This window comes from Corynebacterium sp. 401_CJEI (assembly GCF_001076435.1).
GTDB classification, from domain to species: Bacteria; Actinomycetota; Actinomycetes; order Mycobacteriales; family Mycobacteriaceae; genus Corynebacterium; species Corynebacterium jeikeium_D.
The window spans coordinates 167027-187498 of sequence record NZ_JVIP01000001.1 but is presented as its reverse complement, the minus strand read 5'-3'; the positions used below and the strand labels follow the sequence as shown (position 1 = coordinate 187498).

Sequence of the window (20472 nt, the reverse complement as noted above, 5' to 3'; positions counted from 1 at the left end):
TTTCGAACTATGTGCAGGAATTTTACCGCTCAAATACATTTTTCACAGCTGCAAAATAAGAATTTCCCCAAAAAGGTGCAGTTTTCGCAGTGTTCTTCGCAATGTTCGTCGTAAAGCCAAGCGGATTATTCAGTGAAAGCGTGTGTAAGAAACGGCTGGGGGCACAACAAACGATTCAGAAGTAGAGTGGAGAAAAATAACCTTTGCCTTTCCTTCAGGGACTGAAAGGAGCTCACAATGTCCGATACATCGTCAGGTACGCCACAAGCCCACTCTGATGAGTCAAATTTTGCCCTTATCCGTGATGGGGTCGCCTCCTATCTCACGGATGCAGATCCTGAAGAGACCAAGGAGTGGCTTGAGTCTCTCGACGGCCTGCTGGAAGAGGCAGGTCCGGAACGCGCACGCTTCCTCATGCTGCGGCTGCTGGAACGTGCCACGGCAAAGCGCGTGGCCCTACCGCCGCTGACCTCGACAGACCTCGTCAACACCATCCCGACTGAGATGGAGCCAGAATTCCCAGGCGATGAGGACATTGAGCGCCGCTACCGCAAGTGGATCCGCTGGAATGCGGCAATTATGGTCCATCGCGCACAGCGTCCAGGTATCGGCGTGGGCGGACATATCTCCACCTATGCGGGTGCCGCACCGCTTTACGAGGTCGGCTTTAACCACTTCTTCCGCGGCAAGGACCACCCAGGCGGCGGTGACCACGTCTTCTTCCAGGGCCACGCTTCGCCGGGCATGTACGCCCGTGCATTCCTAGAGGGGCGCCTGACCGAAGAGGACCTCGACGGTTTCCGTCAGGAAGTCTCCCTCGGTGAGGGCAATGGCCTTCCCTCCTACCCGCACCCGCATGGCATGCCGGAGTTCTGGGAGTTCCCGACGGTGTCTATGGGGCTGGGACCAATTAACGCTATCTACCAGGCCCGTTTTAACCGCTATCTCCACGACCGCGGCATCAAGGACACTTCCCAGCAGCACGTTTGGGCCTTCCTCGGTGACGGCGAAATGGACGAGCCGGAATCCCGTGGTGCCATTCAGCATGCGGCGCTGAACAACCTGGACAACCTGACATTCGTCATTAACTGCAACCTGCAACGTCTCGACGGTCCGGTGCGCGGTAACACCAGCATCATCCAAGAGTTGGAGTCGTTCTTCCGCGGCGCTGGTTGGAATGTCATCAAGGTCGTTTGGGGCCGCGAATGGGACGAGCTCTTCGCCAAGGACAAGGACGGCGCACTAGTCGACCTGATGAATAAGTTCTGCGATGGCGATTACCAGACGCTGAAGGCTAACAACGGCGCTTGGGTGCGAGAGCACTTCTTCGGCCGTGACCCGCGCACTGCCAAGCTGGTCGAGGACATGACCGACGAGGAGATTTGGAACCTCCGTCGCGGTGGCCACGACTACCGCAAGATTTACGCTGCCTACAAGAAGGCCTTGGAGACCAAGGATCAGCCGACTGTCATCCTGGCGCACACGGTTAAGGGCTATGGCCTTGGCCACAACTTCGAGGGCCGCAACGCGACCCACCAGATGAAGAAGCTAGCACTCGACGACCTGAAGCTTTTCCGCGATAACCAGCGCATTCCAATCTCCGACGAGGAGCTGGAGAAGGATCCCTACCTGCCGCCGTACTACAACCCGGGCCCGGAGTCCGAGGAAGTGCAGTACATGCTGGAGCGGCGTAAGGAGCTCGGCGGTTTCGTGCCGGAGCGCCGCACTAGCTACGAGCCTCTGACAGTGCCAAAGCCTGAGAGCCTGAAGAACCTGCTCAAGGGATCAGGTAAGCAGAAGGTTGCCACCACTATGGCGACGGTGCGTGTTTTCAGGGACCTGATGCGCGATAAAGAACTCAAGGACCGCTTCGTGCCCATCATCCCTGATGAGGCCCGTACTTTCGGCATGGACTCCTGGTTCCCGACGCTGAAGATTTACAACCCGCACGGCCAGAATTACACTCCGGTCGACCATGAGCTGATGCTGTCCTACAAGGAAGCGAAGGACGGCCAGATTCTGCACGAGGGCATCTCCGAGGCGGGCTCTGTGGGCTCGTTTACCGCTGTCGGCTCAGCGTACGCCACCCATGGCGTGGCCATGATTCCGCTCTACATCTTCTACTCGATGTTCGGTTTCCAGCGCACGGCTGACTCCATTTGGGCCGCTGGTGACCAGATGTCCCGTGGCTTCCTGCTCGGCGCTACAGCTGGTCGCACGACGCTGACCGGTGAAGGCCTGCAGCACATGGACGGTCACTCCCAGCTGCTGGCGGCTACGAACCCGTCTGTGGTCTCCTACGACCCGGCGTTTGCCTACGAGATTGCCTACATCGTCTGCGACGGTATCGACCGCATGTACGGGCCAGAGCGCGGCGAAGATATCATCTACTACCTGACTATCTACAATGAGCCGACTTCGCAGCCGGCCGTCCCGGAAGACCTCGATGTCGAGGGGCTGCTTGGCGGTATCTACCGCTTCCGCAAGGCTGAGGGCGACAAGCATGTCAACCTGCTGGCTTCCGGCATTGGCATGCAGGAGGCGCTGCGCGCCGCGGACATCCTGGAAGACTACGGCGTGGCTTCCTCGATTTACTCGGTGACATCGTGGAATGAGCTGGCCCGCGATGGGCACGAGCGTGACACTGAGCGTCTACACAACCCGACTGAAGAGGTCGACGACGCCTTCGTTACCCGCCAGCTGTCCGACACCGATGGGCCGTTCATCGCAGTGACCGACTTCCAGCGTGCGGTCCCGGAGCAGATTCGCAAGTGGGTTCCGGGTGACTACACCGTCCTCGGCACCGACGGCTACGGCTTCTCGGATACCCGTCCGGCCGCTCGCCGCTACTTCAACTCCGACGGCGAGTCAGTCGCTGTTGCGGCCCTGTCCGCGCTGGCACGCGCTGGCAAGCTCGACATGGATGTCGCCCAGGAAGCCGCTGAAGAGCTGCAGATTACCGACCCAACTGCAACCATCCAGGACGCTGAATAATGACCTCAAGCCTTGGAGATCAGCTCAGCGCCCTACTGGGCACACAGGTCACCGGCGCCGGTGACGCTGGCGATGCCTCACCTAATGCAGCGAACGGGGGCCCGAAGAAGAGTTCCGCCGACGCTGACCTGCCCGCAGGTCTTCACGGCGAGGTCGCGGCAATCGTCAAAAAGATGGCTAACGACGAGGTGGAGTCCTTAGAGCTCTCCACCCCGCTGACCGACTACGGTTTTGACCGCCTAAGCGTCGTAGAGTTGGCCGTCCGTTGCGAAGAAGAGCTGGGAGCCCGCGTTGAGGACGAGGACATTTCCTCGTTTAAGACCCTCGGCGATGTAGTTGACTACATCGCCGCCCGGCGCGGGTAGAGCTGCAGCACGTTAGCTGCCTCTACCCCACCAAGGTCTGCGTTGCCAGCGGTCGAGTTGCCGCTGGCACTGTCGGTCCCGGCAGGGGTGGACGTCGTAAAGCAGTCTTCGGGGGCGTAGCCTGCCGTCATCATGCGCATCGGCTCTAACACGCGGTCCCACGGCCCACCGATGGCCGCGTCGAGGGCACCTTTGATATCGCCGCCGCGCGCCATGATGGAACGCAGTGCGTCTTCGTTGACCACGATGTTTCCGGCGGCATCGGTCTGTCCGGCGAAAGTCCCCAGCTGCGGGGTATGGCAGTAGCGCATACCGTCGATGGCGTAGCCGTCATCATCCACGGCTGGGTCTTGCGCCAGCTCGAAATAGAGGCGCGGCCACCTAGCCAGGTTGTCCACCAGTGTGGCGATGGTGTCAGCACTTGCAGTGAAAGGCACCTCGGCGCACAAAGTGGCATCCTGGTCGGTCGCACGCCAAATATCCCGGCCTGGCTTAGTGCCATCGGGCATGCTGAGTCGGGCCAGCGCCCACGTGATGTGTGGTTGCAGCGGCCCTGGCATGCTGTGAATCCACAGAACGCCTGAAAGTTGGGTGCGCATAGACGAAGGTCCTCGGAAAAGTTGCGGTCAATTGGTGTAAGACGAGATTCGTCTTCCCCTACGAACTCATCCAACGACACTTGCCACACTGCAGAAAAAGCACTGCGGTAAAACAACACTTCTGAGGTTTACGTTGCACGTGTTTATGATTGTTATTTCCGAGACGGCTGCTGGCAACCCTCAAGTTGTCCTTAATCCCCCAGATGTGATTTAACGCTGAGACGAAAAATCGGCGCCGCAAGCGACGCCGGCTTACTCCACATCCCCTTAATCCTCAGCGTGTTCTTCCAGCTCACTCCAGAGTTCGTCGTTGAAGTCGGCCCATAGAGGCTTTGCCCACTCGCCGAAATCTCGGTCGGTCAGCGCGATTGCCGCCCGTCCGGTTGGACGATGCAGCCACAGGAATGTGCCCGCTTGCCCAAAATGGCCTGCGACATCCTTGGGCATCGAGGCACCAAACCACAGCCCCTGCTTGGAATCGGGGTGCCCGAAGATTTCAAAGCCCAGGCCCCAATCGGCCGGACGTTGCATACCATAGCCAGGCACAACACCATTCAGCCCCGGGAACTGCACCGTCAACGCCTCAGTCACGGTATCGGGATGCAGAAGAGTCGGGGCGAGAATCTCATCGACGAAGGCCATGAGATTAGCGACGCTGCTACGCGCGCCATGCCCTGCCGATCCATCCAGCACGGAATCTGACATCCCCAGCGGCTCAAACACGGCCTGGCGCAGGTATTCACTAAACGGCATGTCTGCCTCCGCAGCGATGGCATCGGCGATGATTTCAAAGCCCGCGGAGGAGTAAATGCGCCGCTCCCCTGGTTCTTTTTCCAGCTCACGGCTGGCAAACCTCACCCCGCCGGCGTGCGCCAGAAGGTGACGCACAGTCGCGCCGTGACCGGGTGGCGTGAGCTCTTGGTCGAGCTCCACCGCGCCCTCCTCGACGGCCACAAGCATGCCCACAGCGGCCAGTAACTTGGTCACGCTAGCGAGCTCAAAAACGCGACCGCTATCACCGTGGGTATGCCAACTGCCATCGTCGGCACGCACGGCAGCCGCGACCGTGTCAACTGGCCACTGATCAACTTGCGCAAGAACAGAGGGCTTCCAAGAAGTCATGTCCTCAAGACTACGCAAGCGTGGCGGACTCGGATTTTTCGGCGGACTCGGACTTCTCAGCAGGCGCGTCTGCAGACTCGTCGTCCGACTCGTCGGCTGGCGACAGGTCGGCGTTGGCGCTGGCGTCCCACTCGTCCTTGTCCCAGATTCCCGCACGCTTTGCGACGACCAACGGGACCACAGCCTGACCGGTGACGTTCACCGCAGTGCGGCCCATATCCACGATCGGCTCGACAGCCAGCAGGAGACCGACGCCGGCGAGTGGCAGGCCAAGGGTCGACAGAGTCAGGGTCAGCATGACAGTAGCGCCGGTGGTGCCAGCAGTTGCTGCCGAACCGATGACGGAGACGAAGATGATGAGCAGGTAGTCCGTGAAGTCCAACGGCACACCGTAGAACTGCGAGACGAAGATAGCCGCGATAGCCGGGTAAATGGCGGCGCAACCATCCATCTTCGTGGTGGCGCCCAGCGGCACGGCGAAGGAGGCGTACTCATCCGGTACTGCCAGACGACGGGAGACAACGCGCTCAGTGACCGGCATGACGCCCATAGACGAACGGGTGAAGAAGCCGAGCGAGGTCACTGGCCAGACGCGACGGAAGAAGTCGATTGGGCTAATGCCATGAATCTTCAGCACAACTGGGTACACAACTGCGATGACCAGGAACAGACCAATGTAGATGGCAATGGCGAACTTGCCCAGGCTGCCGAGTGCTTCCCAGCCATACTCAGCGACGGCGTGGCCGATGAGGGCTGCGGTACCAATCGGTGCCAGACGTATGACCCACCACAGGACCTTCTGCACGATGGTCAAAAGAGAGCCGGAAAACTCGATGAATGGCTCAGCCTTCGGGCCAACCTTCACCGCGGCGACACCGAAGACAATCGCGATGACCAGCAGCTGCAGGACGTTGAAGTTCAGCGATCCAGATACAGCACCGTCAGATTCGCTGATCTTCACGCCAAGGCCGAGGAAGTTCTGCGGGACAATGCTCTGCAGGAATCCCCACCAGGAGCCCACGGAACTCGGCTCTTGCGCTGCCGAGGCATCCACACCAGAGTTAACGCCCGGTTTGATGACCAAGCCCAGCACGATGGCGATGACCACCGATACAAAGGACGTAATGGCAAACCAAATCAGTGTCGAAACAGCCAGCTTGGCTGCGCCTGCGACCTGGCGCAGGTTGGCAATCGACACCACGACCGCGGTGACCACCAGCGGCGGGATGAGCAGCTTCAACAGCGTGACGTAGGTACTGCCGACCTCGTCGAGCGCTGTGCGCAGCGAGGAGTCATCGCCAGTACTGCGGGCCATGAAGCCCAAAATGAGACCAATAATCAGGCCATAGACAACTTGGGCACCGAAGCCGGTCGCCCATTTAAATTTATTCACTTTTCCTCCTGGAGTTTTATTTCTCTGAAAACACTTGTGCCGCGCCTTATGCCGTCTGACAAATGCGCGCGACGGGATCCGAGGCCGCTGAGCTCAGCCTCGAAGAGACAGGCGCAGCGAGGCGGAAGCCCCGAAGTGTTTAGCGACAGGAGGAAGTGGAGATTCGGCCGTAATCGAGCCAACGCCGCTTTGTGAGCATTTTCATGTTGGTCATTTCTATCTAGCAAGTCCGGTCAAGAGACAAACGATAAGACTGCCACGATTGATGTTGTGACACCAATTTCCAACACGGCCCCTCACCCGAATATTCCACATCGCTAATTCGATTTCTCAGCCTGCCTGCGCAACTGCAGTACCTTCAACGAGCAGAGGAAGCCAATAGTCAACGCGCCGACAGCGGAATACAGCGCAAACTGCGTGGCATGTGCAAACGCATTTGTCAGCGGCACCAACACACCGTCGGGAGCACCCTGCGCACGCAGACCAATCAGCATCGAGCCGGCGGAATCCTTCAGCCCCTGCCCCATCTGCTCCAGGCCCGGCGACAGCTTCGCGATCTCACGATCCAGCCCAATCGTCAGCGCCATACCACCGAGCGCAGCACCGAGCGCCGAACCAATCTGCCGAATCGTCGACTGCGTTGCCGATGCCTGCCCCGACAGCCGCACCGGAATATCACCAAGCACCAACGAGGTCAGCTGCGCCGATGCCAGACCAAGACCCAGACCGTAGACAATCAATGCAAACACAACCAGCCACAGCGGCAGGTCAACGCGCTCTTCGGCCGCCAACTGCAGCGAACCAAAGACCTCGAGACCAAGGCCCACAATCACCACACCGGCCGGGGTAATCCGAGCTGCCAGATGACGCGCCATGGCACCTGCGAAGAACGCACCGAGAGCCATTGCTGCCAGGACCAGGCCGGTTGCGATCGTCGATAAGCCAATCGCCGACACCAGGTAGAGCGGCAGCACGAAGACCAGCGCGAACTCACCCACCGCGACAAGCATCGCCGTGGTATTCCCCCAGCTGAACGTGGCGTAGGAGAACATCGACACGTCCAACAGCGCAGGATCCGCGTTCTTCCGACGACCGTTTTCCCACAGCACGAAAGCGACAAGCACCACCGCACCAACCAAGAGCGTGACGACGGGTGCGGAGGGAAAAGCAAACCCTATCTTGGCGCCCTGAATGATGCCGAAGACCACGGCGCCAAAGCCGATTCCAGACAGCACCAGCCCAAGGACATCGAAGCCACCCGCGCCATTGGTATCGCCTGCGGTGTTCGGCACCCAGCGCAGCGCAAGGACGAAAAGCACGACGGCGATAGGCACGTTGACCCAGAAGATAGCTTCCCAACCAGCAAACTGCGTAAGCACGCCACCCAGGAGTGGGCCGACTGCTGCAGCACCAGACATGACCGCACCCCAGATGCCGAATGCGGTGGCACGATCTTTATCACGGAATAGTGCGTTCACGCTGGACAGTGTTGATGGCAGAATGCACGCGCCACCAATGCCTTGGATGACGCGGGCAATGACCAGTGGCGCCAAGGCTGTGGAAAGTGCGGCCACGACGGAGCCGACCGTGAAGATGACCAGACCGACGAGAAAAAGCGTTCGACGGCCGAAGCGGTCGCCAGCGCGGCCAGAGGTCAGGAGTAGTGCGGCGAAAACGACGGAGTAGATTGTGGTGATCCACTGCGCGCCCACGATGTCGAGACTCAGCTCCGAAATGATGGTCGGCAATGAAACACCGACGATGGTGCCGTCCAGGACGATCATGCCGAGGCCAACCGCGAGCACGAGCAACCCCCACCATCGCTGTGGTGAGGCCGCGAACTCAGCGATCTGATCCTCGTTGGCGATTGCCATGACGGGGGTGCCCTTCGCTTTCGCTGTGGCACCGGCTTGTGCGTCGGCTGAGACGTCGGCGCTGCTCAAGGGAGGTTTTGTACTCATAGGATTAATGCTAGAAGTGTCCAAGCACTGATTCATCAACCGAAAGTCGTAACTTTGCGGGGGCTTTGGTTCGTTGAGGATGGGGAGGCAGCTTGCTTCATCCCGCCCGGGAGATGAGGTCATTGAGAACGAGGGACAGATTCATTGGGCCTGTGTAACTGCTCCCAGAGTCGCTGGCTATAGGGCTTTTATCACCGCACGGTGGCAGATTGCTATGATGCTATGAGGTTTTGGGCATTGGTTCATAGTGCTTAATTACCACTTCACAGTGCCAAATCCTTGCCCCTATAGCTCAGTCGGTTAGAGCAGAGGACTCATAATCCTTTTGTCGCAGGTTCGAGCCCTGCTGGGGGCACGATGTGAAGTCTCGCAGCATTCTTGACAGTGTGCTGTGGGACGTTTCCGCTTCCCAGCGCCGATTTTGGGGGCTGCTGTCTCGCAACCTGCTTGCCAAGATGTCTCATGACATTGTTGACACTTTTAGGCGGTGGGGTTACTCCGGCAGGTGGGTGGTGAGCGGCGTGGGGCGAAGTGCTCTATGTTGGTTTTCTTTTGGTAGTTGGCCGTTGGGTCGATGATGTGTCGAGCCCTGGAAGACCGCTCGGTCCCCCATTGCGGGCGTTCGGCACGCCTGACTTGGGTTACCGAGTTAGCTATCACTATCGAGCCCACAGCCGGGCATAGGCCGGCGACGAATCTAGCAAATCCTCATGCGTCCCCGCTGCGGCCACGCGCCCGCCGTCCAACATAACGACCTGATCGGCAGCCGCCAACGTGTGCTCCTGATGCGCGATTACTAGCACTGTCGCCAATCCGCTGAGTTCGCGCAGTGCCTCCTGCACAGCCACGGCGGCGGACGCGTCGAGCGATGAGGTCGCCTCATCCAGCAGTAACACAGGCGCTCGCTTCAACACAGCGCGGGCCACTGACACACGCTGCCGCTCGCCGCCCGAGAGCAGTCTGCCACCTTCACCGACGCGGGTCGCCCACCCTTGTGGCAAGCGATCGACGATCTCGTCGACCCGAGCTATTTTCGCGGCGGCGTTCACCTCGGCGTCCGTGGCTTCTGGACGACCGAGCAACACGTTCGCGCGCAGGGTGTCGTCAAGGAGATAGACGTCCTGGAACACCAACGACGTTGCCCCGAGGACATCGGCACTGGCCATGTCGCGAACATCCACGCCGTCGAGCCGCACGGCCCCTGCGTCCACGTCATGGAAGCGGGCGATCAAGCGAGTGAGCGTGGTCTTGCCCGACCCGGATGGCCCGACGATGGCAGTAACTGATCCCGGCGCAACAGTCAGATTGAGATCATCAAACACCATCGCGTCTCCGTAGCCGAAGCGCACTGCGTCAATCGCAATCTCCGGCGGATGCGTCGGTGCTGGGACTGGCTGCTCGGGTTCCGGTAGCCCCGGCTCGTCTAGCAAATTGACCACCTGGTCGAGTTCACGATCCATGCGGCGCAGCGCCGTGCCGAGTTCAGAAAGTGTGCGGAGGGGGCCCATTACCTGGGTGACGATCAGGATAAGACCGATCATCACGAGCGGGTCCACACCGCCGAGACTGCGCCATACGGCCACGGTGACCACAGCGCCAAAGACCGTCTGTACCACGACACTCTGGACAATCATCGATGCGGCGGAGGCCAGCTGGGCCGACATACCGAGGCGACGTTGTCGGTCAAGTGAAGATGCCAGGGGTGCATAGCCAGAACCTGCCACTCGCGCCCCGCGCAGCGCCGTCTGGTGCTTGGCCAGGTCGAGCAGCGCGGCATCCGTGCGGTGTTCCGCGGTGGTGAGTCGGGCGTCGGCCCGGGCACTCCAGGAGCGAGCCAGCACAGTCGAGGCGTACACGAGCGGGACCCCGACGGCGAGCGAGAGTCCCAGCCGCCAGTCAAGGAAGAAGGTCACGAGCACTAGAGTCAACGGAGTCGCCACGTAACCGATGAGCGGAGCAAGCACGTCGCCGATCGCGGTGGCGACGAACATTGTGCCGCGGACCGAGAGCCGTGAGGCGTTGGCTGCGGACCCGCCATCGAACCACCCCATCGGCAGACGCATGAGCTGCCGCGCCAGTTGGCGATGCATCGACGACATCAGAGACATGGTCAAATCGACGCTCCCGCGCGTGACCCACACCGTGAGTAGGGCATGGACGCCGGCGCAAACCACCATTGCGATCAACCACCAGAGCGTCGAGCTGAAAGTCTCCTGGGCCAGGTGGGCCAGTACTGGGACCAGACATGCCAGTGACAGTCCCTGTGCGACTCCGGCCGCCACAGCCACTGCTGTGAATCGCTGGAGTGTTGAGCGTCCTTCTTGTCCAGCGATCCGTTCAATCTGCGTGATCATCGAGCACCTCCCGTGACGGCGGCCTGGTTGCGCCATAGCGCGGCGTACTGCCCATCGGCGGCGAGCAGGGATTCGTGTTCGCCTTGTTCGACGATTCGCCCTTGGTCGAGGACGACGATCTGGTCTGCGTGGGTGATCGTGCCAAGGCGGTGGGCGATCATGATGACCGTGCGTCCCCGGGTCAGTTCGGCGAGGGCCTGCCCGATCGCGGCCTCATTCTCGGGGTCGATCGCGGAGGTGGCCTCGTCGAGTATGAGCACGTGAGGGTCGGCGAGGATGGCCCGCGCGATGGCCACGCGCTGGGTCTCACCGCCGGAGAGCCGAGCGTCTTCTCCGACAACGCTGCCGTATCCGCGGGGTAGTTCGCGGATCCGCGCGTCGATCGCCGCTAGGGAGGCGGCGTGCTGGATGTCCTCGTCGGTCGCGCCCGGACGCCCGAGCGCGATGTTGTCGCGGATGCTCATGGAAGGCAGGCTCGGGCTTTGCAGCAGGATGCCGACGTGTTGATGGAGCACGTGCGGGTCGATGTCGCGCACGTCGACGTTGCCGATCCGGATCGCACCGGCGTCAACGTCACGGAAGCGGGCGATGAGAGATGCGAGGGTCGATTTGCCCGAGCCAGAGGCCCCGACCAACGCGGTGACCGATCCTTCTCGTGCGGTGAGCGACACCCCATGCAGCACCGGCTCATCTGGCGCGTACCCGAAGGTCACGTTCTCGATCGAGACATCGGTCCCGGCGGGCTCGAGGGGATGTTCAGCCACGAGGAGTTCGGGCTCGTCGAGAAGGGTGATGAGTCGTCCGGCGGCTTCTAGCCCGTCGTTGATGTGTTGTTGCCCGGCCCCGACCGTGAGCAGCGTGGCGGGCAGCGACAGAGCGATCATGGTGACCACGACGACGTCGGCGACATCGCTCCACCCGGCGGCGACCATGGCAGCACCGGGAACGACGACAGTCAGCGCGACGACCGGCAACCCCAGGGCCGTGAGAGCGATGGCGTGGGCACGCATCTGGGGTGTGACAAGCGTGCGGAACTCCGAGGTGAAGTCGTCTGACGCCCTGGTGAAGCGCGCCGAGCCAGTCTCCTCAGCCCCGAACACGCGCAGCACTGCGATCCCATCGACGAACTCGATTACCGCGGCGGAGACCTCGGAGAGCGACTCGGCAATCCGGGCCATGACAGAGCGCATGTCTCCGGGCGCGAGCACGGAGAACAGGACCATGTAGGCCACCGGACTGATCACGCAGCACAGCCCGAGTCGCCAGTCGATGGTCAGTGCGACGATGACGCCGACCACCGGTGTCAGAACCGCCGCGGTGATCTCGACCAGCGCGTGGGCGACAAGGTGGTGGAGGCTCGCGACATCGTCTTGGATTATGCGGCGGACGCGTCCGGAGGAGCTCTGATCGAACCATCCCAGTGGGAGTCGGCTCAGCTTGTCGGCCAGTTGCACGCGCAACTCGGCCTGTAGCCGCAGGTCGACCAGATGGGTGATGAGCAGCGCCAGCGACCCCAGGGCGAGTGCGCCACCGAGTCCACCGATGAACCACCATACTGCTGGCCACACCTTGTCAGTGCCTAGGAGTAGTTCATTGACGATCCGGACCAACGCCAGCAGTGGAATGGCACTGGCCAAGCTCCCGAGCACCTGCAGCAAAAGGGCGACGGCGATGGGGGCGGACACCGGGCGGAGAATGCGCCAGGCGGGTTTCCCCGTGTTCGCACTATCCTCCGTCGGCTGACTTGTCGGCCCCTTGGGCGCCGTGGTGGGTTCGTCAGTCGCGTCCGACACTGCGTTACCTCCTCAGTAGACAACCACTCTTGTTTTATATAAGGCTATCCTAACCTAACTAGTAACGCGTCTGTAAGTACGTCGGTGATTCCGAGGCACCCACAGCCATGAGCGGTGGACAGCCGGTACCGCCGAGGACATCGCGGTGTGACTGAAGAAGCTCAGGTGTCCGTAGAGGTCAAGCCCCGTGTAGGCGCTTTGTGTTTAGAGCACGTATTTGACGACACCATGGTGAGTTTCGAGTAACACCCGAAGCGTTCGGTCTTTGGGCAGGGTTGGAGGTTAAGGGGGCTAGTTCATCGACTGCCGGGGCTATTCCCTTTTTGTCCCTTTTCCTCTTCGCCCGTTTTCTTGTCCCACTCCTAGCTCCCGGGACTACCCTAGGCAGCTCACGCCCACTTCCCCGACATCCGGTTGTAGCAGCTGGCGCATAGGGAGATGTACTTCGGCGCTTCGAGTGCCTCAATTTCCACGGTTTCGCCGTCGAGGATAATGCTGCCGTCCGGATTCAACCGTGCAGTAAAGATGGCCTTCTGCCCACAGGTGCAAATTGTCTTGATTTCCTCAATGGTGTGGGCAACTTCGAGCAAGCGCTGGGAGCCTGGGAAGGCATGCGTGCGAAAGTCGGTACGCAGACCGTAGCAGAGCACCGGAGTACCGCGAAGGGTAATTCCCAGCAACTGATCGACCTGGTCAGGGGTAAGAAACTGTGCCTCATCGATAATCAGGCAATCGTAGCCGTCGGCAAGCGAGGAAAGGTCATCGCCATCGTGGATGAGGTGCGCGCGTTCCGCGATTCCGATGCGGGAGTGCACATCACCGTCAGCCAAAGTATCCACGGCCGGCTTGGCGATCAACGGTCGCATGTCGCGCTCGCGGTAGTTGTGGGCGACGCGGAGGACCTCGATGGATTTTCCGCTGTTCATGGTTCCGTAGCGGAAGTACAGTTTTGCCATAGCCATCGATTGTAGGGCATCGATTCGCAGGCTCTGACGGCTGTAAACTCGGGCCGCCAACACGGATTTGAATTCCCGACTATCCTATATTTTTATGCAGCCGATTCCTGACCTGAATGAGAATCCAACAGTTGTTGTATGTGGATCTATCCACCTAGATACCCTGGTACAGGTCGATAGCGTACCCGCAGAAGGTGGCACGCTCATCGTTGATGACGGCACGAATATGCTGGGCGGCAAGGGCGCCAACCAGGCCGTTGCTATCGCTTATGACGGTGTCCGTGCGATTATGGCCGGAACTGTTGGCGAGGACCGCGCAGCGGATTTCGTGGTCGAGGAACTCAACGCACACGGCGTAGATGTCCACTCCATTCAGACTTCCTGGGATTTGCCGACCGGCAGCGCTTTCGTCGCAACGAACCGCAAGGGTCGCCCGGTGATTTTTGTCCAGCGCGGTGCCGATGCGCTAACCGACCCCACCGATTTCGTCGACGAGTTCGCATCAGCGGATGTCGTGCTCGCGCAAGGCGAGCTACTTCCGGAAGCAACTGAGGCCATCGCGTCCGTCGCATCCATGTACAGCGCGCGTCTGGTACTGAACCTCAATCCGGTCGTAACCGTTACACCTGCGCTGATTGACCATGCAGATCCGCTGATCGTCAACATGAAGGGCGCCTGGGAAACAATCCGTCGCCTGGACATCGCCGAGGGCATCCGCGCTACCGACTACCGCGCACAGCTCGAGGCACTTCTGCAGTACTGCCCCAGTGTCGTCATGCTCCGGGGCGACCACGGCTGTCTCTTCGCACAGCACTCCGACGGTCTCGACGACGAGCCGACAATCTACGAGCACCCCGCGCTTAAGCTGCCAGAGGAGAAGATTGTCGACGGCACTGGCTCCGGTGATGCGTTCGTCGGCACGCTTACCGCGGAACTGGCTAAGGGCACCTCGCTTTACGACGCCGTCCCCCTGGCCACCGCAGCAGGTGCGGCAGCCGTACAGGCCGTCGGCGCATGCTCCGCTTTTGTGCGCCGCGAAAAACTGCTGGAGATGGTCGAGGCGGAGGATTTTCCCTCTGTGAAAGAGTACGAGGGCTAAGGGTCGTCAACGACTTGGTGCGCGAGCTGGCGCCGATTAAGTCAGTGCCAGTCGGGCCAGTGGAGCCAGTGGGGCCAGTGGGAAAACCTACCCAGCATTGTCTGGCAGAACGGGCTCAAGCGCCAGCATCACCAAGTACCAACTCAACGCGTACCCGATGAGGAAGACATAGGTAGCAATCGCGTAGATTTTCGCCGGGAAAAAGAATATGGCCGCGGGCACGATGAGAAGCGCCAAAACTGCGAGCGCAGTCCGCGGCAGGTTTTTGACGGTCATGCTGGTGGCCGTTGCCAGGGTTCGGCGTAGCGACGACTGACCGTCGGAAAGCGAGCACAGCGAGTAGACCCACGCGGTAATTCCCAGCAGGATTAGCGCCCCGGAGGTAACTCCTGCGGCGAAGATCAGGCCGACAGTGCCGAGGTCCGCGCGGGAGATAACGTAAAACTCATAGCCAATGCCACTGGCGAGAACCAAGGTGAATAGCCACCACACGGTTGGTGTGCGCCAATTGTCCAACAGTGCGCGCAAGAAGCGCCGTACGGGCCTTGAGCCTTCGTCACGGACCATGTCGCGAGCGACCACTACCCCAGCGCGAGTTGCGGCGCCTGCAGTGACTATCGGGATGGATGCGACGATCATCAGCAGGTTGATGATTACAAGGTCTGCTAACAGCGACCAGGCTGCGTAGAACTTTGTATCGGTGCTGAAAAATCTATCCACGGGTTCATATCCTAATAAAGGCTGATTAACAGACGAAAGCCTCAACCTACGCGGTTGAGGCTTTCGCTTTCGTAAAACGCGGTGCTTGGCGTCCTATGCGCTAACGCTTAGGCAGCTATCCCTTAACGGCACCCGCAGCAACACCCTCGATAATGTGCTTCTGGGTGGCGACGTAGAAAATCACAATCGGAATGATTGCGAGCACCAGCATTGCCATCATCGCGCCAAGGTCACGGTTACCGTTGGAGCCAACGAAGCTCTGCACGACAACCGGGATGGTCTTGTACTTAGTAGACAGGCCAATGACCAGGTACGGCAGCAGGTAGTCGTTCCATACCCACATAGCGTTCAGAATGGCGACAGTCACTGCAGTCGGCTTGAGCATGGGCAAAACGATGCGGAAGTAGTTCTGCATCGGAGATGCGCCATCAATCATCGCGGCTTCCTCGATGTCAATCGGGATGGACTTGATGAAGCCGGCAAACATGAAGACCGACAAGCCGGAGCCAAAGCCCAAGTAGAGAACCACGATGCCGATTGGGTTGTTCAAATGCAGCATGTCGGCGATCTTGACGGTCGGGAACATCACCATCTGGAACGGGATGACCATCGAGAACACAAACAGGTAATACAGCAGCGAGGTCCACCACGTCTTCACTCGCGTGATGTAGTAAGCCGTCATCGCAGAGAAGAACACAATCGCAATAACCGAGAGGATCGTGATGACAAAGGACCACACGATCGCCCAGCCGAAGCCCTCCTTCATCAGGCCGACGGCGTAGTTTTCGAACCCGACCCACATGTCACCTAGTGGCAGCTGGAAGGGGTTATCTGAAATTGCGAACTTGGACTTGAACGAGTTGAAGATAATGAACGCGATTGGCCCCAAGAACACGACGGTCAAAAACACCAGAATCGCGTAGATGATGACCTTAGATACGCCTCCCACCTTGGCCTCGTCCTGCTTAGCGGGCTTGGCCTTGGGGAGCTTGGTGGCCGTTTCAGTGGTCATTGCAGCGTCGACAGACATTTATGCCTCCACTTCCTTGCTGCGAGTAGCACGCAGCTGCAGCATCGCGATCGCTACGACCACGACGACGAATATTACTGCCTTGGCTTGACCAACGCCCTCCACACCAATTCGGTTGAACATGGTGTTGACGATGTTCAGAGCAACCATTTCTGTCTCTGAACCCGGCGCACCATTGGTCAGGGCCAAGTTTTGATCGAAGAGTTTGAAAGTGTTCGACAGAGTCAAGAAGAGGCAAATGGTAATCGATGGCATGACCATCGGGATAGTAACGTGCCGCAGAATCTCCCAGCGTCCGGCGCCATCAATCTCCGCAGCTTCGATGAGCTCCGGTGGGACATTCTGCAGACCGGCAATATAGATAATCATCATGTAACCGACCAGCTGCCAGTTGATGAGGATGATCAGACCGGCGTAACCGAACTTCCAGTCGGACACAATCGTCGTACCGTACGATGCCAGCACGGCGTTAATCATCGACTGCCAGGTATAACCGAGCACGATGCCACCGATAAGGTTCGGCATGAAGAAGACTGTGCGGAAGAAGTTCGTGCCCTTCAGCTTGCGCGTCAGAATCCATGCGATCCAGAACGCGAACAAGTTCACAGTAATGATGGAAACAACAACCACCATGAGAGTGAATCCGAAGGAGGCGACGAAGCCCTCGCGCTCACTAAAGGCCTTCTGGTAGTTCTCGATACCAACCCACTGCGCATTAGTGATGGTTGTGAAGTCAGTAAATGATAGGAAGAAACCGATAACGAACGGCACCAGGAACGCGATTGCAAAGGCAATCAGCGTGGGTAGCACGAAAATTGGGAAATACTTTTTCAATGTTGCTTGCATCTACAACACCGCTCCTAAAGCTAAAGGCGGAGCCCGGTGCCTCGAGACCGGTTTAACAGGTCACCGAGCCCCGAGCTCCGCCTTGCCATTGGATGAACTCATTCCGTCGGTTGTTCATGCGCGAGAAGCTTTCGCTTCACACTCACCGATGGAATGGATCACCATTGATTTGCTGGTATTTAATTGTTCGGAGATTCCGCATTCCAGCTGTCGGCGAAAGTCTCGACAACCTTGTCCCACGGCATCTTTCCGGAAGCGTACTGCGCCAGCGCTGCGCCAAAATCATCCTTGAACTGCTGCGACGGGAAGTACTGAAAGTCCCACGGGATGGTGGTCAGGTCCTCGTTCTCAATTGCTGCGGCCACTTCCTTGGCCAGCGGGTCATTCGGAGTGTCGGCTTCAGTGAAGTTCTGGAACGGAGCGATGAATCCGAGATCCTCGACGACGTACTTCTTGCCCTCATCGGTGTTGAACAGCCAATTGACGAAGTCCTTCGTTGCCTTTTGGGAAGCCTCCGAAGCCTTGGAGTTGACCGTCAGGTAGTTCTCAGTACCAACCGAGATGCCGGTCTTATCCTCGTCCTTCAGGCCCATGTACATAGGCATGAACTTAATCTTGTCCTGCTTGACCACGTTGCCGGAGACATCGTTGATCTGGGACCATGCCCAGTTGCCATTCTGAACCATAGCGGCCTTGCCCTGGGCGAATTCCGCCATCGAGTCGGACACAGCCTTCGACGGGGCCAGAGTCTTTTCGACAGTGGAGTTATTCAGGTACAGATCAAAGAGGTTCTTGAACTCCTTGTTGTACTTGAACTTCACATCAGCGGTTTCCTTGGTGCCAAGGTCCTCGAATTCATAATGAACCGGTCCGTTGGCCAAGTGTGTCTGCCAGCGCCAATCCTCACCGGATGCAAGCGAGGTGGAAGCGAAGGTGCCGGAAATCCCCAGCTTGTCCTTCTTGGCCTGCATGTCCTCAGCAACTTCCTTCAGCTTTCCGAAGGCCTTAATCTCGTCGATGCTCTTGGCCTTGGCATCGGGCAGCGCGAAGTACTTGTCCATGATCTCTTCGTTATAGATCAGGCCAAACCCCTCGACTGCAAACGGGACGCCGTATACCTTGCCGTCCTCGCCCTTCAGCGGCTCGATGCCCTCGTTGAGGTTTTGTGCGATCTCAGTGTCAGACATGTCTGCCATGTATTCCTGCCAAGTACGCAGGCCCGCCGGACCATTGACTTGGAACAGTGTTGGCGCGTCCTTTTTACCAATCTCGGCCTTCAGAGTTTGCTCATAGGAATTCGAAGCAGCAGTAACGACCTTGACCTGGACACCAGTCTTGTCAGTGTATGCCTTCGCAATCTTCTGATATGCGGCATCCTGCTCCGGCTTGAAGTTAAGGAAGTAGACACCACCATCTGCAACCGCATCATCACTCGAGCACGCAACCAAACCAGCGGTTGCCATCAGGCCTGCTGCACACAGAGCTGAAAGGCGCTTGAAGTTCTTCACTATATTTTCTCCCTTGAGAAGAAAGGCCACTTCAATGGCATCCTCCGAGCAATTCGGACGAATATTTGCCAGCAGCCGTGGCCTAATTGGATTATCCCGCCCTGCGGCTAGAAGTAGCCTTTCATGCGAACTTCGACGCCACCCACGCGGGTATTCGGTCTCACCAAAATCTTACTTGACCAAAACCAATTTAGGTTGGCCTTCAGCCAGCTGTGAACAAATGCAAAGGAGAAAAATAGCAAAAGCTCTCGAAAGCACACCTAGAATTTGAGCTGTTTTCGAGCTGTTTTCGCTGAACAGAGCCGCCTACCGGCACCAAAGTAAGCACCTGGCCGCGACAATCACACGCAGACCCGACAACCACCCGACCACCAAAAGCACCCCTGTTTGGCGTGAATGTATATTTTTATAATATCCTGGCGAGTCGTTTACTTGTCACTTTTGAAATAATCGTACGCTCGACAGTCTGCTTCTAGAGAGCTACTCGACCTCATCGCTCGCCGGAAGATATACGGACTCGTCGCGATGCCCGGGCAACACTCGGTCTACGTAGCTCTGCACCGCTTCTTGAAGCGGCACATCCGCACGGCGTTTTTCTGCCATGTACCAGCGATGCTCCAAGACCTCGTGGAAAACCTGCGCATCCTGCAGCCTTCCACGCAGCCCCTCGGGCACAGCCAGGATTGTGGCCTCGAAAACTTCACGCAGCCATCGGTGCGCAACCTGCTCTAGCGGAACCCCTTCAAGACCTTCCGCCAACCGAAAGGTCTGCATACTATTGAGCATCCGCCTCGCTTGCCGTTCTTGAACATCCAACCCCGTCAGTCGCATTAACTGCCTATGGTGATGCCCTGCGTCAACCACTCGTGGTCGGAACACAACGCGGCCACCATCACTGGTGACTTTCAGCTCGCCAACATCGAAACCGAGGTCGTTGAGCCTGCGAATCCGCTCATCGACAAGCCAAGGCTCCTCAACACCAATAGATTCTTCCCCCGTCAGCTCTTGCCACAGGTCCTCATAACGCTCAATAATGCGCCTACCCACCGCAATTACGTCCAACTCAGGATCGAGGAATCCGCCGGCCTGCAGATCCATGAGCTCTCCGATGATGTTGGTATGGGCAACGTCAACGTCGTAAAGCCTGCGGGAATCTGAGAGTGTGCCTTGCAAATCTCCCGTTTCCGCGTCGACAAGGTAGGCGGAGAAAGCGTCTGCGTCACGACGAAACAACGTGTTCGACAGCGACACGTCGCCCCAGTAAAAACCAAGGAGATGTAACCGAACTAGCAGGACTACCAGCGAGTCAATCAGGCGGACCACAGTTTCGCGGGTGACCTGTTGAGAAAAAACTGCACGATACGGCAGCGAATACTCGAGATGTTCTGTGACGAGTGCCGCAGTTAACGGTTCGCCATCTGGATCCTTGCGGCCAGTAATGACCGCGAGCGGGCGAACCGATGGAGCACCGAGCCTGACCAGGTCACGCAGCATTCGATACTCATGATGAGCAGTGAACTCACCAATTTCTTTCACTGCAATGACGCGGTCATCCAAGTTGACGAATCGAACAATGTGCCGCGAAATTCCCTGAGGTAGGGCGGCCAACAAATCGTCTGGCCACTGTTCCAGAGGTATATGCCAAGGAAGGCGCAAAAGCTTTGAAGCCACCGTTGTCGCGGCTATTTTCATAGTTTCCGACACGGTGGCTCCTAAAACTGTCTTACTGTCC

At 58.8% G+C, this 20472-nt stretch carries 15 protein-coding genes and 1 tRNA gene; 4 read left to right on the top strand and 12 right to left on the bottom strand.

The window, feature by feature from the left end; translation table 11 throughout:
* Positions 1–237 precede the first annotated feature (237 nt).
* Positions 238–2994, top strand: coding sequence for a pyruvate dehydrogenase (acetyl-transferring), homodimeric type (aceE, locus tag ADM64_RS00820; RefSeq protein ID WP_049170155.1), 2757 nt, complete (start codon positions 238–240; stop codon positions 2992–2994).
* Complete coding sequence (locus ADM64_RS10710) at positions 2994–3359, top strand: acyl carrier protein (RefSeq protein WP_049170153.1); 366 nt, start codon at positions 2994–2996, stop codon at positions 3357–3359. The genes aceE and ADM64_RS10710 overlap by 1 nt, the downstream gene beginning before the upstream one ends.
* Here ADM64_RS10710 and ADM64_RS00810 read toward each other — a convergent pair.
* The 4 genes from ADM64_RS00810 to ADM64_RS00795 all read right to left on the bottom strand — a co-directional run bounded on the left by ADM64_RS00810 (position 3335) and on the right by ADM64_RS00795 (position 8434).
* Positions 3335–3958: a DUF3145 family protein gene (locus tag ADM64_RS00810; protein ID WP_049170151.1), complete on the bottom strand. Its 624-nt coding sequence runs from the start codon at positions 3956–3958 to the stop codon at positions 3335–3337. The genes ADM64_RS10710 and ADM64_RS00810 overlap by 25 nt on opposite strands.
* 267 nt (positions 3959–4225) lie before the next feature.
* Entirely contained in the window at positions 4226–5080 is an 855-nt protein-coding gene (locus ADM64_RS00805) for a serine hydrolase domain-containing protein (RefSeq protein WP_049189602.1), read from the bottom strand.
* A gap of 10 nt (positions 5081–5090) precedes the next feature.
* Positions 5091–6473 carry a dicarboxylate/amino acid:cation symporter gene (locus ADM64_RS00800; RefSeq protein WP_016423084.1) on the bottom strand — a complete coding sequence of 461 codons (1383 nt, stop codon included), beginning with the start codon at positions 6471–6473 and terminating at the stop codon, positions 5091–5093.
* Between the two features lie 317 nt (positions 6474–6790).
* The gene (locus ADM64_RS00795) at positions 6791–8434 is read right to left on the bottom strand and encodes a DHA2 family efflux MFS transporter permease subunit (protein WP_080969555.1); all 1644 of its coding nucleotides are present in this window, start codon (positions 8432–8434) and stop codon (positions 6791–6793) included.
* A 281-nt stretch (positions 8435–8715) separates the two neighbouring features.
* Between ADM64_RS00795 and ADM64_RS00790 the strand changes: the two genes are divergently transcribed.
* Positions 8716–8789 (top strand) — tRNA-Ile (locus tag ADM64_RS00790).
* 304 nt (positions 8790–9093) lie between these two features.
* Here the strand turns inward: ADM64_RS00790 and ADM64_RS00785 are convergent.
* The 3 genes from ADM64_RS00785 to ADM64_RS00775 all read right to left on the bottom strand — a co-directional run bounded on the left by ADM64_RS00785 (position 9094) and on the right by ADM64_RS00775 (position 13537).
* A complete protein-coding gene (locus ADM64_RS00785; RefSeq protein WP_049189604.1) occupies positions 9094–10788 on the bottom strand; it encodes an ABC transporter ATP-binding protein in 1695 nt (564 codons plus the stop codon).
* Positions 10785–12473 carry an ABC transporter ATP-binding protein gene (locus ADM64_RS00780; protein WP_160310019.1) on the bottom strand — a complete coding sequence of 563 codons (1689 nt, stop codon included), beginning with the start codon at positions 12471–12473 and terminating at the stop codon, positions 10785–10787. The genes ADM64_RS00785 and ADM64_RS00780 overlap by 4 nt, the downstream gene beginning before the upstream one ends.
* 497 nt (positions 12474–12970) lie before the next feature.
* Positions 12971–13537, bottom strand: coding sequence for a thymidine kinase (locus tag ADM64_RS00775; RefSeq protein ID WP_048732776.1), 567 nt, complete (start codon positions 13535–13537; stop codon positions 12971–12973).
* Positions 13538–13631: 94 nt separating this feature from the next.
* Here ADM64_RS00775 and ADM64_RS00770 point away from each other — a divergent pair, with 94 nt between their 5' ends.
* The gene (locus tag ADM64_RS00770) at positions 13632–14636 is read left to right on the top strand and encodes a PfkB family carbohydrate kinase (protein WP_049189606.1); all 1005 of its coding nucleotides are present in this window, start codon (positions 13632–13634) and stop codon (positions 14634–14636) included.
* An 87-nt stretch (positions 14637–14723) separates the two neighbouring features.
* On the opposite strand, the gene ADM64_RS00765 is transcribed toward ADM64_RS00770, so the two are convergent.
* The 5 genes from ADM64_RS00765 to ADM64_RS00745 form a co-directional block, all read right to left on the bottom strand.
* Complete coding sequence (locus ADM64_RS00765) at positions 14724–15356, bottom strand: DUF624 domain-containing protein (protein WP_049189607.1); 633 nt, start codon at positions 15354–15356, stop codon at positions 14724–14726.
* 115 nt (positions 15357–15471) lie between these two features.
* On the bottom strand, positions 15472–16368 hold the full coding sequence (locus ADM64_RS00760; protein WP_042389412.1) for a carbohydrate ABC transporter permease: 897 nt from the start codon (positions 16366–16368) through the stop codon (positions 15472–15474).
* Positions 16369–16386: 18 nt separating this feature from the next.
* Positions 16387–17232: a carbohydrate ABC transporter permease gene (locus ADM64_RS00755; RefSeq protein ID WP_016423090.1), complete on the bottom strand. Its 846-nt coding sequence runs from the start codon at positions 17230–17232 to the stop codon at positions 16387–16389.
* Between the two features lie 179 nt (positions 17233–17411).
* Positions 17412–18695: an ABC transporter substrate-binding protein gene (locus ADM64_RS00750; RefSeq protein WP_088611979.1), complete on the bottom strand. Its 1284-nt coding sequence runs from the start codon at positions 18693–18695 to the stop codon at positions 17412–17414.
* Between the two features lie 525 nt (positions 18696–19220).
* Positions 19221–20432 (bottom strand): DUF4032 domain-containing protein, encoded by a 1212-nt coding sequence (locus tag ADM64_RS00745; protein WP_172620277.1) that lies wholly within the window; start codon positions 20430–20432, stop codon positions 19221–19223.
* Between the last annotated feature and the right edge of the window lie 40 nt (positions 20433–20472).